17 protein-coding genes are annotated in these 14,912 nt (G+C 72.0%); 9 read left to right on the top strand and 8 right to left on the bottom strand.

The features are described from left to right. Positions 1-9: 9 nt before the first annotated feature. Positions 10-318, bottom strand: coding sequence for a hypothetical protein (locus tag ACYQ0U_RS11340; protein WP_459972808.1), 309 nt, complete (start codon positions 316-318; stop codon positions 10-12). 12 nt (positions 319-330) lie between these two features. Beyond that, a complete protein-coding gene (mca, locus tag ACYQ0U_RS11335; protein ID WP_459972820.1) occupies positions 331-1,182 on the bottom strand; it encodes a mycothiol conjugate amidase Mca in 852 nt (283 codons plus the stop codon). 62 nt (positions 1,183-1,244) lie between these two features. Here mca and ACYQ0U_RS11330 point away from each other — a divergent pair, with 62 nt between their 5' ends. Both ACYQ0U_RS11330 and greA read left to right on the top strand, forming a co-directional pair. Beyond that, entirely contained in the window at positions 1,245-1,646 is a 402-nt protein-coding gene (locus ACYQ0U_RS11330) for a DUF4307 domain-containing protein (RefSeq protein WP_459972806.1), read from the top strand. A 160-nt stretch (positions 1,647-1,806) separates the two neighbouring features. Further along, a complete protein-coding gene (greA, locus tag ACYQ0U_RS11325; protein WP_459972804.1) occupies positions 1,807-2,307 on the top strand; it encodes a transcription elongation factor GreA in 501 nt (166 codons plus the stop codon). Between the two features lie 3 nt (positions 2,308-2,310). Here the strand turns inward: greA and ilvA are convergent, their stop codons facing one another. Genes ilvA through ACYQ0U_RS11305 form a run of 4 tightly spaced genes read right to left on the bottom strand, consistent with a single transcriptional unit; the run spans position 2,311 to position 7,321 of the window. After that, entirely contained in the window at positions 2,311-3,525 is a 1,215-nt protein-coding gene (gene ilvA / locus ACYQ0U_RS11320) for a threonine ammonia-lyase (RefSeq protein ID WP_459972802.1), read from the bottom strand. Next, a complete protein-coding gene (locus tag ACYQ0U_RS11315; protein WP_459972800.1) occupies positions 3,518-4,861 on the bottom strand; it encodes an AI-2E family transporter in 1,344 nt (447 codons plus the stop codon). Before ACYQ0U_RS11315 ends, ilvA begins: the two co-directional genes overlap by 8 nt. Beyond that, entirely contained in the window at positions 4,858-6,171 is a 1,314-nt protein-coding gene (locus ACYQ0U_RS11310; RefSeq protein ID WP_459972796.1) for a glutamate mutase L, read from the bottom strand. Before ACYQ0U_RS11310 ends, ACYQ0U_RS11315 begins: the two co-directional genes overlap by 4 nt. Continuing rightward, positions 6,158-7,321 (bottom strand): cystathionine gamma-synthase, encoded by a 1,164-nt coding sequence (locus tag ACYQ0U_RS11305; RefSeq protein WP_459972794.1) that lies wholly within the window; start codon positions 7,319-7,321, stop codon positions 6,158-6,160. The genes ACYQ0U_RS11310 and ACYQ0U_RS11305 overlap by 14 nt, the downstream gene beginning before the upstream one ends. Positions 7,322-7,482: 161 nt before the next feature. Here ACYQ0U_RS11305 and msrA point away from each other — a divergent pair, with 161 nt between their 5' ends. The 5 genes from msrA (at position 7,483) to ACYQ0U_RS11280 (ending at position 11,886) form a co-directional block, all read left to right on the top strand. Continuing rightward, positions 7,483-8,133 (top strand): peptide-methionine (S)-S-oxide reductase MsrA, encoded by a 651-nt coding sequence (gene msrA, locus ACYQ0U_RS11300; RefSeq protein WP_459972791.1) that lies wholly within the window; start codon positions 7,483-7,485, stop codon positions 8,131-8,133. Between the two features lie 235 nt (positions 8,134-8,368). Next, positions 8,369-8,911 (top strand): DUF4333 domain-containing protein, encoded by a 543-nt coding sequence (locus tag ACYQ0U_RS11295; protein WP_459972789.1) that lies wholly within the window; start codon positions 8,369-8,371, stop codon positions 8,909-8,911. A gap of 282 nt (positions 8,912-9,193) precedes the next feature. Then, positions 9,194-10,123 carry a glucose 1-dehydrogenase gene (locus ACYQ0U_RS11290; protein ID WP_459972787.1) on the top strand — a complete coding sequence of 310 codons (930 nt, stop codon included), beginning with the start codon at positions 9,194-9,196 and terminating at the stop codon, positions 10,121-10,123. Positions 10,124-10,209: 86 nt separating this feature from the next. Then, on the top strand, positions 10,210-10,620 hold the full coding sequence (locus ACYQ0U_RS11285) for a DUF4186 domain-containing protein (RefSeq protein ID WP_459972784.1): 411 nt from the start codon (positions 10,210-10,212) through the stop codon (positions 10,618-10,620). Between the two features lie 285 nt (positions 10,621-10,905). Further along, positions 10,906-11,886 (top strand): YihY/virulence factor BrkB family protein, encoded by a 981-nt coding sequence (locus ACYQ0U_RS11280; protein ID WP_459972782.1) that lies wholly within the window; start codon positions 10,906-10,908, stop codon positions 11,884-11,886. A gap of 25 nt (positions 11,887-11,911) precedes the next feature. Here ACYQ0U_RS11280 and ACYQ0U_RS11275 read toward each other — a convergent pair whose 3' ends face one another. Then, complete coding sequence (locus tag ACYQ0U_RS11275) at positions 11,912-12,304, bottom strand: Rossmann-fold NAD(P)-binding domain-containing protein (RefSeq protein WP_459972780.1); 393 nt, start codon at positions 12,302-12,304, stop codon at positions 11,912-11,914. Beyond that, positions 12,255-12,803, bottom strand: a complete 549-nt coding sequence (locus ACYQ0U_RS11270) for an SDR family oxidoreductase (RefSeq protein ID WP_459972778.1) — start codon at positions 12,801-12,803, stop codon at positions 12,255-12,257. The genes ACYQ0U_RS11275 and ACYQ0U_RS11270 overlap by 50 nt, the downstream gene beginning before the upstream one ends. A gap of 213 nt (positions 12,804-13,016) precedes the next feature. On the opposite strand from ACYQ0U_RS11270, the gene ACYQ0U_RS11265 reads away from it, so the two are divergent. Together ACYQ0U_RS11265 and ACYQ0U_RS11260 are read left to right on the top strand one after the other, a co-directional pair. Then, on the top strand, positions 13,017-13,559 hold the full coding sequence (locus ACYQ0U_RS11265; RefSeq protein WP_459972776.1) for a hypothetical protein: 543 nt from the start codon (positions 13,017-13,019) through the stop codon (positions 13,557-13,559). Positions 13,560-13,592: 33 nt separating this feature from the next. Then, the gene (locus ACYQ0U_RS11260) at positions 13,593-14,912 is read left to right on the top strand and encodes an ABC1 kinase family protein (protein ID WP_459972774.1); all 1,320 of its coding nucleotides are present in this window, start codon (positions 13,593-13,595) and stop codon (positions 14,910-14,912) included.

Below are 14,912 nucleotides of genomic sequence, written 5' to 3'. Positions count from 1 at the left end.
TGCGGTTGGTCAGGAGGTAGGAGGCTCCTCGGTCCTCTCGGACCTCTGGGTCTCCTCGGCCTCCGGGGTCTCCTCGGGGATCTCGACCCGCGCCGACCGCCTCCTGCCCGACGGGTCGTAGAGCCCCGCCGCCTCCGCGGCCTCCGCCTTGCGCAGGTGCTTGACCAGGCTGAACCCGAGCAGGGCGACCGCGATGATCAGGCCGATGAAGAGGGCGAACGCGATCCAGCCGGCCTTGACGTCCTCCTCCTCGGGCATCTCGTCGAGCACGCCCAGCACGAGGGTCGCGAGGTCGGGCAGGACGGTGAGGAGCTGCATGGCGCCAGTTTCTCAGAGGGGGTCGGTGATGCCGGCGAACAGGTCGTCCTCCGGCGTCGGGGAGTTGACGTGGCTCACGACGAGCTCGTAGTCCTCGGTCGGCCAGGTGTCGACCTGGATCTCGCGCGGGATGGCGAACCAGAACCCGTCCGGGTCGATCTGGGTGGCGTGCGCGAGCAGCGCCTGGTCGCGGACCCCGAAGTAGTCCGAGCACGGCACCCGGGTGGTGACGCGGGCGTCCCACTCGGGCTCGTCCTTCCACTCCTTGAGCCGCTCCGCCCACGGGGACTCCAGCCCGTGGGCGATCATCGCGTCGTGGATCGCCTGCATCCGCGCCTTGTTGAACGAGTGGTGGTAGTAGAGCTTGAGCACCTGCCACGGCTCGCCGAGCTCGGGGTAGCGCTCCGGGTCGGCCGCCGCCTCGAACGCGTACACGCTGATCTCGTGGCACTTGATGTGGTCGGGGTGCGGGTAGCCCCCGCGCTCGTCGTACGTCGTGAGCACGTGCGGCCGGAACGAGCGGATCAGCCTCACCAGCGGCGCGGCCGCCTCCTCGAGCGGCACCAGCGCGAAGCAGCCCTCCGGCAGCGGGGGCTTCGGGTCGCCCTCGGGCCAGCCGGAGTCCACCCACCCGAGCCAGTCCTGGCGGATGCCGAGGATGTCGCGGGCGCGCTCCATCTCCTGGCGCCGGATCTCGGTGATGTTCTCGAGGATGTCCGGGCGGTCCATCTTCGGGTTGAGGATGGAGCCGCGCTCGCCGCCGGTGCAGGTCGCCACGTGCACGTCGACGCCCTGGGCGACGTACATGGCGGTGCTGGCGGCGCCCTTCGACGACTCGTCGTCGGGGTGGGCGTGGACGTGCATGAGCCGGAGGCCGGCGCGGGGCTGCTGTGTCACCCGGCAATCGTAGATGTCACCATTTGAGCGTGAACGCGCCGACCGACCTCGCCGACCGGTACGGCGGACCGTCGGGCCGGCGCGGGCGGATCGTCGTCGGCATCGCCGTCGTGCTCGCGGCGGCGTTCCTGGGGTGGCTGGGGTGGACGATCTGGGCCCAGGTGACCCCCGAGGTGGAGTCCGAGCTGGTCTCCTTCGACGTCGTCGACGAGCACGCCGCCACGGCGCGCGTCCAGGTCCGCCTGGGCGACGAGGACGTCGAGGCGTCCTGCAAGCTCCGGGCGTACGCCGAGGACAAGGTCGTCGTCGGCGAGCTGGTGTTCACCCCGACCGGCAGCGGCACCTCCCGGCAGGAGGTCCGCACCGAGCGCGAGGCCACCTCGGTCGAGCTGATGGGCTGCACGGCCCCGGGCCAGAATCGCCCCCGCTGACCCTGCTGTTGTTACAGTGGTCGGACTGACTGTCCCGCAGGGCCGTCCCGCACACGGCCCTGGCGATGACGCACGGTCCGTGTCGCACACGGTCGGGCGGGGCACCACCCGACGACGACGGACCGGTTCCGTCGTACCTCGACGTAGCAGGAGTTTCCCGATGACGCAGTCGACCGAGGGCACCATCTGGCTGACCCAGGACGCCCACGACAAGCTCACCGCCGAACTGGAGCACCTCAAGGGTCCCGGCCGCCAGGAGGTCATCGCCCGGATCAGCGCTGCTCGTGACGAGGGCGACCTCAAGGAGAACGGCGGCTACCACGCCGCCCGCGAGGAGCAGGGCAAGCTCGAGGGCCGGATCCGGCAGCTCGAGGACATGCTGCGCCGCGCCGAGGTCGGCGAGACCCCGCCGGACGACGGCGTGGTGGAGCCCGGCATGAAGGTCACGTACAAGTTCGTGGGTGACGACGACGACGAGGCCGAGACCTTCCTGCTCGGGGCCCGCGAGATCGAGCCCGACGGCATCACCGTCTACTCGCCGTCCTCACCGCTCGGCGCGGCCATCAACGGCCGCAGCAAGGGCGAGACCGTCAGCTACCTCGCGCCCAACGGCAAGGAGCTCCAGGTCGTCATCCTGGACGCGGTCCCCTTCACAGGCTGACTCCTACTCGTCCACCCGGTAGCCGTGCTCGCGCAGCCGCGCGAGCAGGGCCTCGGTGTGCGGCTCGCCGCGCGTCTCCAGCTGGAGGTGCACCTCGACCTCGTGCAGGTTGAGGGACGGCGAGATGCGCTCGTGCACGACCTCGAGCACGTTGGCGCCGACCGCCGAGACGTCGCCGAGCAGCCGCGCGAGACCGCCCGGCAGGTCGGGGATGCAGACGCGGAGGTTGAGGTAGCGGCCGGCCGCGGCCATGCCGTGGGTGATCACCTTGCCCAGCAGGATCGGGTCGATGTTGCCCCCGGAGAGCACGGCGACCGCGGGCGTCTCGATCACGTCGGGGTGCTCGGTGAACGCCGCGACCGCGGCCGCGCCGGCCGGCTCGACCAGCATCTTGGCGCGCTCGAGCACCGCCAGCACCGCCCGGGAGAGGCCCTCCTCGGTGACGGTCACGATCTCGTCGACGTGGTCGCGGACGGCCGCGAACGGCACCTGGCCGGGCAGCCCGACCGCGATGCCGTCGGCCATGGTGTTCATCGAGGCCAGCGCCACCGGTGAGCCCTGCGCCAGCGAGGCGGGGTACGCCGCCGCCTCGGCCGCCTGCACCCCGATGATCCGCACGTCGGGCCGCAGCGCCTTGATCGCGATCGCGATGCCGGCGAGGAGGCCGCCGCCGCCGGTCGGCACGAGCACGGTGCGCACGTCGGGCACCTGTTCGAGGATCTCCAGCCCGGCGGTCCCCTGGCCGGACACGATGTCCGGGTGGTCGAAGGGGTGGATGAGGACCGCGCCGGTGCGCTCGGCGAACGCCCGGGCCTCGGCGAGCGCGTCCTCGAGGTACTGGCCGTGGAAGGTCACGTCGGCGCCGTACCCCCGGGTGGCCTTCTCCTTGGGGATCGGCGCGCCCTCGGGCATGAAGATCGTGGCCCGGATGCCGAGCATCTGCGCGGCCAGCGCGACGCCCTGGGCGTGGTTGCCGGCGGAGGCCGCGACCACGCCGTGCGCGCGCTCCTCGGGAGTGAGCCGGGAGATGCGGACGTAGGCACCGCGGGTCTTGAACGACCCGGTGCGCTGGAGGTTCTCGCACTTGAGCCAGACCGGGCCGCCGGCCAGGTCGGAGAGCCAGCGGGACTCCTCCATCGGCGTGTTGATCGCGACGCCGCGGAGCAGCTCGCGGGCCGCCTCGATGTCGGCCAGCCCGACCGACGGGATCTCAGTCATGCGGCTCCTCCCCGGGCACCTCCACGGTCACCCCTGTCTCCTCGTAGTCCTCCTCGAGCTCCTCGACCGGGTCGTCGGCCCCCACCTCGGTGTTGGCGGCGAGGTGCTGGACGACGGCGTTGAGCGCCGCGGCCAGGGGCACGGCCACGAGCGCGCCCGCGATGCCGGCCACGATGACGCCGCAGGCGATCGCCACGATCACGCCGAGCGGGTGGAGCGAGACCCAGCGGCCCATGAGGAACGGCTGGAGGATGTGGCCCTCGATCTGCTGCACGCCGATGACGACGGCCAGCATCAGCAGGGCGGTGATCGGGCCCTGGTCGACCAGCGCGACCAGGATCGCGACCGTGCCGGCGACCGTGGCACCGACCATCGGCACGAACGCGCCGAGGAAGACCAGCACGCCGATCGCCAGCACGAACGGCACCTGGAGCACCGCGGCGCCGATCATGATGCCGATGGCGTCGACGAGCGCGACGATCACCGTCGCGCGGACGAACTGGGTGAGCGAGATCCAGGCGACCCGGCCCGAGCTGTCCACGTGCGGGCGGGCTGCGCGCGGGGCGATGCGCACCAGCCAGGCCCAGATCCGCTGGCCGTCGGCGAGGAAGAAGTAGGTCGAGAACAGCACGATGAAGAAGCCGGCGAACACGTGCCCGAGCGCCGTACCGACCTCGGTGACGTTGCTGAGGTCGACGCTCTCGCCGGTCGAGGCGAGCGCGTCCTGCGTGCGCTTGATGTAGTCGTTGATCTGCGAGTCGCTGGCGTGCAGCGGGCCGTCGCGCAGCCAGTTCTTGATCTCGCCCAGGCCGGCCGACGCCTGGTCGGCGAGGTCCTGCGCGCCGTTGGCCACCTGCTGGCCGGCGAAGGTCAGCAGCGAGGCGACGAAGCCCAGGCCGATCAGCACGACGACGAACGCCGCCAGCCCCCGGGGGACCCCGATCCGCTGGAGACCGTCGACGGCGGGGATCGCCAGCGCGGAGATGAGGATCGCGATCGCCAGCGGGACCGCGACCACGGCGAAGAACGCGACCAGCCAGAGGACGACGTACGCCGCCGCCGCGATGACCAGGAAGCGCCAGGCCCACGCGGCCGCGAGGTCGACGCCCCAGGGCACCTGCGCGCGGCTGAAGTTCGAGCGGCCGCCGGTGATCGGGGCGGGCCCGGCGCGGCGCTCGTCGCGCATCGCGGCCCACTGGTGGACGATCCGGGAGGCGATGCTCTCCTCGGTCTCGTCCGGTGATCCGAGGCGGTGCCGGAGGTTGACGATGGGCAGCCGGCGACGCGGGCCCCCGTCTGGGGTCTCCAGGGCGGGGCCGTCAGCGTCGTTGCTCACGGCGACAGGCTAGCCGCCAGCCGGTGCGCCACCTCGGGATGTTCCGCCGCGAGCAGCCCGACCGCCGCGAGGACGGATTCGGTGTCGACGACGACCCGGGGGCTGCGAGGCAGCTGCCACCCGCCCTCGACCTCCCCGGTGCTGCCGGCGAGCACCCGGTCGGCCACACCGGGGCGGCCGTTGCGGAGCACGCCGCCCGAGCCGACGAGCAGGTCCACCTCGCGCAGGTCCTTGCCGGTGCGCTCGACGACGCGGCCGTCCGGACCGACGACGACCTGGCTGCGGCCGGCGTGCCGGCGCAGGGCGGTCCCGACCGCGATCCGCGCGATCTCCTCGTCGGCCTCCCGCTCCTCGTCGGTGTCGGGGAGGAACCCGGGGTCGTCGTGGCGCTCCTGTGCCGCCGCCCGGAGCTCCAGGTGGTCGGCGACGGTGGTGAGCGCCGACCAGCGCATGCCGAGGTCGCCCTCGACGGTCCGGGTGACGCGGGTCGTGGCCACCACCTCGCGTCCGACCGAGTCCGGGTCGACCTCGACCACCGAGTGCACGTCGGTGGTGGCGCCGCCGACGTCGACGACCACGACGTCGCCGGTCACCCGGGCGAGCACCTCGACCCCGCTGAGCACGACGTCGGGGGTGGCGCCGCGGACCATGCTCGTGAAGTCGGCGCGCGCGCTGAGGTGCTTGCCGCCGATGACGTGGGCCAGGAACACCTCCCGGATCGCGGCCCGCGCCGACTCCGGCGCGAGGACGCCGATGCGCGGCACGACGTTGTCCGCGAGCACGTGCGGCCGGCCGGCCAGGACGGCGCTGACCTCGGGCTGGGCGTCGACGTTGCCGGCGACGACCACGGGGCCGGTCCAGGTCGCGGCGAGCCGGCGGGCGGCGTCGAGGAGGACCTCGCTGTTGCCGCCGTCGGTGCCGCCGGTGAGCAGCACGACGTCGGGGTCGTTCAGGTCGGTGAGGCCGCCGTCCGCCATGGCCACGACCTGCACGACCTTCCCCCCGCTGGACAGCGCGACCCGCCGGCCGGCCTCGGCCGTGACCAGCTCCTCGTTCCCGACCACGGCGATCCGCAGGCCCCCGCCCGCGCTGGAGCAGGCCAGCACCTCGCCGTGGGCCGCCCGGGCGTCCTGCGCGGTGAGCGCGGCCAGGCAGGCGTCGTACCCGTCCAGGACGTCGGTGTGGATCGTGGTGGGGTGGCTGGCGTGCGCGGCGATCCGGCCCGCGTCGAGGTCGACCAGGACCGCCTTGGTGAACGTCGAGCCGAAGTCGACGCAGACCACGACCTCCTGGGGGTCAGACGAGGGCACGCTCGAGGTCCGCGATCAGGTCGTCCGCGGTCTCGATGCCGACGCTGAGGCGGACCAGGTCGCCGGGGACCTCGAGATCGGTGCCGGCGACGCTGGCGTGGGTCATCCGGCCCGGGTGCTCGATCAGCGACTCGACGCCGCCGAGCGACTCGCCCAGCGTGAAGACCTCGGTGCGCTCGCAGACCTGGAGGGCGTGCGACTCACCGCCGCGCACCCGGAACGAGACCATCCCGCCGTACCGCTTCATCTGGCGCTGCGCGACCTCGTGGCCCGGGTGCGTCTCGAGGCCGGGGTAGATCACGTCGCCGACCTCGGGGTGGCTGGTGAGGAAGTCGACGACCTTCTCGGCGTTGTCGCAGTGGCGGTCCATGCGCACCGCGAGCGTCTTGAGGCCGCGGAGCGTGAGCCAGGAGTCGAACGGGCCGGCGACCGCGCCCATCGCGTTCTGGTGGAAGGCGACCTGCTCGGCGAGGCCGAGGTCCTTGACGACGAGGGCGCCGCCGACGACGTCGGAGTGGCCGCCGCAGTACTTCGTGGTCGAGTGCACGACGACGTCCGCGCCCAGCGTGAGCGGCTGCTGGAGGTACGGCGAGGCGAAGGTGTTGTCGACGACGAGCAGCGCGCCCGCGTCGTGGGCGACCGTGGCCAGGGCCGCGATGTCGCCGATGTTGAGCAGCGGGTTGGTGGGGGTCTCGACCCAGACGACCTTCGTCCGGCCGGGCCGGATCGCCGCCGCGACCTTCTCCGGGTCGTGCACGGGCGCCGGGCTGTGCTCCAGCCCCCACACCTGCTCGACCTTGTCGAAGAGCCGGAACGTGCCGCCGTAGGCGTCGTCCGGGATCACCACGTGGTCGCCGGGGCGGCAGATGCTGCGGACGAGGGTGTCCTCGGCGGCCAGGCCCGAGGCGAAGGCGAACCCCCGCTCCCCCTGCTCCAGCGCCGCGATGTTGCCCTCGAGCGCCGTGCGGGTCGGGTTGGCGCTGCGGCTGTACTCGTAGCCGCCGCGCAGCCCGCCCACGCCGTCCTGCTTGTACGTGCTGGTCGCGTAGATCGGCGGGATCACCGCCCCCGTCGCCGCGTCGGGCTCGTACCCCGCGTGGATCGCACGCGTCTCGAAGCCGGACTTGTGGCGGTGCTGCTGCTCGCTCATGTTGTCGAGGCTAGCCGGGGCCGGTGTGGTCCACGCACCTGACACATCTGCGCGGTTTGACGCGGCGGGACCCGGCAGATATGTCAGGTGCGTGCGGGAACGTCACGCGACCGGCCGGTGTTACAGACTGTGCATCATCACTCCGAGTCGAAGGAGACCCCGTGTTCCTCACCCGCAAGTCCCAGCTGGTCGCGCCGGAGCAGGCGCTGCCGGGCCGCACCGAGCGCCCGTGGGCGCTCGCGGACAAGCACCTCGTCCTGGGCACGCCCCTGGTGACCGACGAGGCGCCGGAGGGCTACGAGGTGGCCGTGTTCGGCCTGGGCTGCTTCTGGGGCGCCGAGGAGATCTACTGGCAGGTCCCGGGCGTCTGGTCGACGTCGGTCGGGTACGCCGGCGGAACGACCCCCAACCCGACCTACGAGGAGGTCTGCACGGGCGGCACGAACCACACCGAGGCGGTGCGGATCGTGTTCGACCCGAGCCAGGTGTCCTACGCCGACCTGGTGAAGACGTTCTTCGAGGTCCACGACCCGACCCAGGGCTTCCGCCAGGGCAACGACGTCGGCACGCAGTACCGGTCGGCGATCTACTTCACGACGCTCGAGCAGGAGCGGACCGCGCGCGAGCTGACCCAGGTCTACGGCGACGAGCTCAAGCGCCGCCGGCTCGGCGACATCACCACCGAGATCCGCCCGGCCAGCGAGACGCCGTACTTCTACGCCGAGGACGCGCACCAGCAGTACCTCGCGAAGAACCCGTTCGGCTACCGCTGTCACGCGAACACCGGCGTGAAGTTCCCCGCGACCGCCTGACCTCTACTGGTGGGCCCCACGTCGCCGGCGTGGGGCCCATCGTCATCTCCGTGAAGCCGCTGCACACGGTGCGTTGCGTACTTCCCATCGAGTTGGCGGGGTCTACTGGGACATCGCAGCAAGATCGGGTGGGGCAAAATGACCGATCCAGGGGCCGACACCGCGCAACGACGACAGACTGCTCCTCCTACGGTCCGCCCTCGGGCGCCCTTTTCTGGGCGAGGTTGCGATGCCCATGTTCCCCGGTTCCACTGCTACGGCAGGCCTGCTGACGGTGCTGACCCTGGCGGTCCCACTGCTCGGTGCCTGCAGCGGCGAGGCTTCGGTCGGATCCGGCGACCCCACGGTCACCCAGGCGCAGCTCGAGGAGGAGGTGGCCTCCCGGGTGACCGGGCAGGACGCCGACCAGGTCAAGGTCGCCTGCGAGGGCGACCTGACCGCCACAGTCGGCGGGACCCAGGACTGCGAGGTCACGGCGGCCGGCACCAGCACCGGCATCCGGCTCACGGTGGACGCCGTCGAGGGCGAGGAGGTCGAGTTCAGCCAGACCCTGTTCATCTCCGAGACCGAGCTCGCATCGGCCGTCGACGGCTACTTCACCGACCAGGGGATCACGGTCACCGGAGTCACCTGCGACGGTGAGCTGATCGGTGTGAAGGGCGAGTCCGCCACCTGCGAGGTCACCTCCAGCTCCGACGGCGATGCCACCGTGCGTACCACCACCTCGAACGTCGACGGCCTCACGGTCGGCTTCGACATCGAGCTCGTCGAGACCTGAGCCCCCTGGTGGCGCAACGGCCACCGCCAACGCTCACGGTCTCAGCTAGCGACGCCGGGTCCACGTATCGCGGCAGATGCGGACGCCAGAAGGCGCGCATGAACCCACTGCTGTGCGGCGGAGCGGCCACCTTGCGGGGCCCTTCGTGCGCTTGGCACGCCGTGAGCTGACGTCCGTACGACGCACGGATCGCGGCTGCTCGTGCGCTGCGTCGTTTTCCGCGGGACGTCGCGGGTACAGGCGGTCCACCACCGGCCGATGCCCGCGACGAAGGACTCCGAGATGACCGACGAACGATCTGAACGACCGGTCGGGCCGGCAGGCCCGGACCCGACCACGAAGCACGATCAACCCGACACCGAGGGCGCACAGCTGCCCCCGCCGGGGGCGGAGCAGTCGATCACGGCGGCGATGGGTGACGAGCCGGACCACGGCGAGGACAGCTACGTGGGCCACGGCCGGCTCGCCGACCAGGTGGCGATCATCACCGGCGGCGACTCGGGGATCGGTCGCGCGGTGGCGCTGGCGTTCGCCCGCGAAGGTGCCGACGTCGTGGTCTGCTACCTCGAGGGAGAGGACGAGGACGGTCGCGAGACCGCACGACTGGTCGAGGACGCGGGGCGCAAGGCGGTCCTGGTGCCTTCCGACCTGACCCGCGAGGAGGCGTGCCGAGCGCTGGTGGACCGGACGGTCGAGGAGTTCGGCCGGATCGACATCCTCGTCAACAACGCGGCGTTCCAGATGGCGCAGCCCGGGGGCATCGCGGACATCACCACCGAGCAGTTCGACCGGATGCTGAAGACGAACCTGTATGCCATGTTCTGGCTGTGCAAGATGGCGCTCCCGCACATGGGGGCAGGCAGCTCGATCATCAACACCTCGTCGGTGCAGGCGTCCTCACCGTCTCCGGAGCTCCTGGACTACGCGACCACGAAGGCCGGCATCGCGAACTTCACCCGTGGTCTCGCCTCGATGGTCGCGGCGCAGGGGATCCGGGTGAACTCGGTCGCGCCCGGGCCCATCTGGACCCCGCTCATCCCGGCCACGATGCCGGAGGAGAAGGTCGAGTCGTTCGGTGAGCAGACGCCGCTGGGCCGCGCCGGGCAGCCCGCGGAGGTCGCAACCGCGTTCGTGTACCTGGCGTCGCCCGAGTCCAGCTACATCACCGGCGAGGTCCTCGCCGTCACCGGAGGTCAACCCGTCACCGTCTGAGGGTCCAGCCGAGGTCCGCAGCCCCACGGGGACCCGGCCGTCCCTGGTCTCGTCGCCGGCCAGCATCCCGTGCCTAGTCTGGGGGCGTGCCCGACCCCGCCGAGATCGATGACCGGATCGACCGCGCCAGCGCGCGACCGTTCGGGCGGCGGTTCCACCTGCGCGGGCGCGAGCGGGCCACGGCTGAGCTGCGCGGTCCGCAGACCATGCGGGCTCACGCCGCGGAGATCATCGCGGAGCGGCTGGCGCCGGCCGAGCCGCGCAACGACGGCCGGCAGACCCCCTACCGCAACCACCCGGTCTTCGTGGCCCAGCACGCCACCGCGACCTGCTGCCGCAACTGTCTGGAGACCTGGCACGGCATCGCGAAGGGGCACCGGCTCGACCGCGACGAGCGGGCCTACGTGGTCGAGGTGATCGGGCGCTGGATCGACCGCGAGCTGGCGACCTCCAGCGAAGGCCGGGACCCCGGGAGCTCCGCCCCACGCCGATCGTGAAGCCGATCGTCACGCTGGCGCGGCGTTCTGGGCCCCACCAGTCGAGCCCCCGCGGCATCCGCCGACGATCCCGCACCCTCGGACTCCGTGCGGCCCTCGGACGGCACCCCGACGCCGTCGACGGTCCGACGACGCGCACGCGCGTAGCTGGCAGGTTCTGGTTGTGGTTCAGGGGCACCGTCATCGGCGGCTGAGTGCGTGCGGTGCTCGAGGGTGTCGACGCAGGCACGCTCGCCGGTTCGAGGTGAGGCGGGGTCGTCATGTCCGGGGTGGTTCAATCCCCGCATGACCACCGCGCGCACCGTCCCGGTGACCACCGAGATGGACGGGGAGGAGCTCGACGTCGAGGACGCCTGGCACCTGTCCCGCCGCCACGGACTGGCCCACATCGCGGTGGCGGCCTTCGTGCGGTTCCGCTACGGCGACGGCTTCACCAACAGTCGTGCCCTCGCGCTGCAGTGTTGCCTGGCGGTCATCCCGTTCCTGCTGGCGTTGACCGGCCTGTCGGCGGACCTCGACCAGGAGCGTCCCTCCCGGGTGGTCGCGGCGACGATCCAGCAGATCTCTCCGGGGTCCGGCGGGAGCGACGCTCTGGCGAGCGCGGTGACCGGCTCGAACTCCAGCGAGGAGGCCGGCGAGCTCGCGCTCGTGGTCGGCCTGGTGCTGGCGCTGGCCTCGATGATCGCCGCGATGGGGCAGGTCGAGCGGGGTGCGAACCGGATCTACGGGATCCGGCGAGACCGACCGGCGGTGGCGAAGTACGGCCGCGCGGCCGTGCTCACCGGGGTGCTGGCGCTCCCGGTCGGCCTGGGCTTCCTGTTGCTGGTCGCGGGGGGCGCCTTCGCCGACGCCATGGCCGACCAGTACGCCTGGTCCCCCGGCGTGGTGACCGCGTGGCAGCTGGCGCGCTGGCCGGTCGGGACGGTGCTGCTGGTGTTCGCGATCGCCGTTGTGCTCGACCACGCGCCGCGGCGACGGCAACCCGCGCTGTCCTGGCTCGCCCTGGGCTCGGGAACCGCGGTGGTGCTCAGCATGCTGGCGACGGCCGGCCTTGCGGCGTACGTGCAGGTCAGCTCGTCGTTCGGCAGCATCTACGGCCCACTGGCGGGAATCGTGGCCCTGCTCCTGTGGTCGTTGCTGTCCGCGATGGCGCTCTTCTACGGAGTCGCAGTGTGCGCCCAGCTCGAGGCGCTTCGCGCCGGTGACCCGGCACCGGTCGACGACGACCCGGGCCGCCCGCACGGCCATGTCGCTACGGCCGCCTGACCTCGGACCTGACGGTCGGGGCGGGTCAGAATCGCGGCGGCGAGGTGCCCGCGGGCCGGAGAAACGCGCCCCGCGCCTCGCCGAGCCAGTCCTCCAGCCGCCGCGGCTCACGGCCGGTCGACTTCCGGACGTCTTCGGTGACCCGACCCATGGCGTCGTGGCTGATCCACTCGTACAGCTCCAGGCACCCGTCCACCTGCCATGACGAGAGGCCTGCCTCGCGCAGTGCCGAGCGTGCAACGTCCGCAGTGACGGGGTCGTACTCCACGTCCCGCGCGAACACGGTCGAGATCCGCGCGGCGACGTCGGCGAAGCTCAGCGCCTCCGGACCGGTGAGCACCAGCAGGTCGCCGTCGTCGACCTCCGCCTCACCGGTGAGGACCGCGGCCGCGACATCGGCCACGTCGCGCGCGGCCACGATGGCCACCTGGGCCGCACCCGCCGGAACGGGCAGCAGTCCCTCGTCCCGGATGGCGTCGATGGATCCCAGCAGCTCCTCCATGAACAAACGTGGGCGCCAGGTACACGACCGGCAGACCGGTGCGGTCCAGATGGGTGGCGATCAGGCGATGGTTCTGCATGTACCGCACGGCGCAGTCGGGGTCCTGGAACCCGTCGTAGGCCATCTTCACGATGCGCGGCCGATGTCCCGCGCCGACCAGGGCGTCGATGAAGATGATCTCCATCTCCGCCTGCCCCTCGATCTCCGGGCTGAGCAGGAAGACCTGGTCGAACTGCCGCAGCACCTCCGGCGGGGGCGGGTCGTCCAGGGCACCGACCACGTGCTTCACGCGGGGCGGCAGGTCCACGGCACCGGCATCCGTCCGAACCATGGCCGTGGCGGGCGCGGCCGCGTCGTCGAGGTTCTCCAGCAGCGGGTACGCGACGTTGCCGCTGGCACCGGTGACGAGGATCATGGCCTGGCCTTGTCCACCCGCACGACTCTAGGCGCGGGCCCGCCACGCGGCGTCCCGTATCTGGGGATGGCTCGGATCCGCCGGGGCGTTCGTCCCGCCGGACAGACCACGAGGCGACCATCGATTCGGCGGAAGCCCAGCTGACCCTCAAGTCGGTGCAAATCCCGGCCGATATTCCTCATGTCAGGCACCGCAACCGAAGGGATCAGTTAAATGCAGATCATCACCAGGGTGCTCTCAGCATCCGCCGCCGGCGTCGTCCTCGTCGCCGGTCTCACCGCCGTCGCCACGGCCCAGGCCCAGGGCCCACACGACCCGGCGGTGCCCTGTGCCCGCCAGGATGCCCAGGTCGCCAAGGCCGAGGACGCGCTGGCACGACTGACCGCCGTCTTCGAGCGCAAGCAGCAGGCGACCGACGAGGCCGAGGAGGCCGTCGCCGAGGCCACGGGTCGGGAGAAGGCCGCGGCGCGCAAGCAGCTCGCCGAGGCCAGGGCCGCCGAGGCCACCGCCAAGACGGCCAAGAAGGCGCAGCAGCAGCGGCTGGCGAAGGCTCAGCAGCGTCTCGAGGCGTGCCAGGCGGCACAGTCGCCGACCGACGTGCCCACCGACATGCCGACCGACATGCCGACCGACATGCCGACCGACATGCCGACCGACATGCCGACCGACGTGCCCACCGAGACGCCCACCGAGACGCCCACCGAGACGCCCACCGAGACGCCCACTGACGCACCGAGTGCGACGCCGGCCGCCTGACCTCCGGCTGGGGGCCTCGGTCACAATGAAAGGGTGACCGAGGTCCCCAGGAAGGCCGTGGCGCGGACGGCGAAGCTGGCCGCGCTCCCGCTCGGGTACGCCGGCCGCAGCGCGCTCGGGCTCGGCAAGCGCATCGGCGGCAAGCCCGCGGACGCGGTGATGTCGGAGATCCAACAGCGGACCGCCGAGCAGCTGTTCCGCACGCTCGGGGAGCTCAAGGGCGGTGCGATGAAGGTCGGGCAGATGCTGTCGGTGCTGGAGGCGGCGTTCCCGGAGGAGATGGCCGGGCCGTACCGCGAGCACCTGACCCGGCTCCAGGACGCCGCGCCCCCGATGCCGACCCAGACCGTGCGCGAGATCCTCGAGCGCGACCTCGGACCGGACTGGAGGGAACGGCTGGTCTGGCTCGACGGCGGCCCGACCGCCGCCGCGTCGATCGGCCAGGTCCACCAGGGCCGCTGGCACGACGGACGCGAGGTCGCGGTCAAGGTGCAGTACCCCGGCGCCGGCGAGGCGCTGCTGGCCGACCTGCGCCAGCTCTCCCGCGTCGCCCGGACGGCAGCGCCGCTGGTCCCGGGCGTCGACCTCAAGCCGCTGGTCGCCGAGCTCCAGGACCGCGCGAAGGACGAGCTGGACTACGAGCTCGAGGCCGAGGCGCAGCGGACGTTCGCGGAGGCGTTCCGTGACGACCCCGCGATCGTCGTGCCCGACGTGGTCGAGGTCGGCGCGACCGTGCTCGTCACCGAGTGGCTGGAGAGCACCGCGTCGTTGGCGTCGATCATCCGCGACGGCACCCAGGAGGAGCGCGACCACTACGGCGAGCTGCTCGTGCGGTTCCTCTTCTCCGGCCCGTCGCGGACCGGGATGCTGCACGCCGACCCGCACCCGGGCAACTACCGCGTCCTGCCCGACGGCCGGCTGGGCGTGCTCGACTTCGGCGCCGTCGCCCGGCTGCCCGAGCGCGGCCTGCCCGAGGCGATGGGGCGGCTGCTGCACATCGCCGGCGAGGAGGACCTCGACGAGCTGGTCGCCGGCCTGCGCCGCGAGGGCTTCATCAAGGAGCGCATCACCGTCGACCCGCGGCTGCTGCTCGACTACCTCGCGCCGTTCGTCGAGCCGACGAAGGTGGAGCGGTTCCGGTTCAGCCGGGAGTGGATGCGCACCCAGTTCGCGCGCATCAACGACCCCCGCAGCCCGGCGTACACGGTCGGCATGAAGCTGAACCTGCCGCCGTCCTACCTGCTCATCCACCGCACCTGGCTGGCCGGCGTGGGCGTGCTCTGCCAGCTCGAGTGCGAGGCGCCGTTCCGGCAGATCCTCACCGAGTCGCTCCCCGGCTTCGCCGGAGACTGA

Source organism: Nocardioides pyridinolyticus (assembly GCF_054653575.1).
Note: the sequence above shows the minus strand (reverse complement) of the source record. Positions and strands in the feature narration are given on the sequence as shown.

Coding starts and splice junctions, on each gene's coding strand:
- greA (WP_459972804.1), top strand. CDS start 1,807: ATGACGCAGTCGACCGAGGGCACCATCTGGCTGACCCAGGACGCCCAC.
- ACYQ0U_RS11280 (WP_459972782.1), top strand. CDS start 10,906: ATGACCACCGCGCGCACCGTCCCGGTGACCACCGAGATGGACGGGGAG.
- ACYQ0U_RS11270 (WP_459972778.1), bottom strand. CDS start 12,803: ATGATCCTCGTCACCGGTGCCAGCGGCAACGTCGCGTACCCGCTGCTG.
- ACYQ0U_RS11265 (WP_459972776.1), top strand. CDS start 13,017: ATGCAGATCATCACCAGGGTGCTCTCAGCATCCGCCGCCGGCGTCGTC.
- ACYQ0U_RS11340 (WP_459972808.1), bottom strand. CDS start 318: ATGCAGCTCCTCACCGTCCTGCCCGACCTCGCGACCCTCGTGCTGGGC.
- ilvA (WP_459972802.1), bottom strand. CDS start 3,525: ATGACTGAGATCCCGTCGGTCGGGCTGGCCGACATCGAGGCGGCCCGC.
- mca (WP_459972820.1), bottom strand. CDS start 1,182: ATGCACGTCCACGCCCACCCCGACGACGAGTCGTCGAAGGGCGCCGCC.
- ACYQ0U_RS11295 (WP_459972789.1), top strand. CDS start 8,369: ATGTTCCCCGGTTCCACTGCTACGGCAGGCCTGCTGACGGTGCTGACC.
- ACYQ0U_RS11290 (WP_459972787.1), top strand. CDS start 9,194: ATGACCGACGAACGATCTGAACGACCGGTCGGGCCGGCAGGCCCGGAC.
- ACYQ0U_RS11305 (WP_459972794.1), bottom strand. CDS start 7,321: ATGAGCGAGCAGCAGCACCGCCACAAGTCCGGCTTCGAGACGCGTGCG.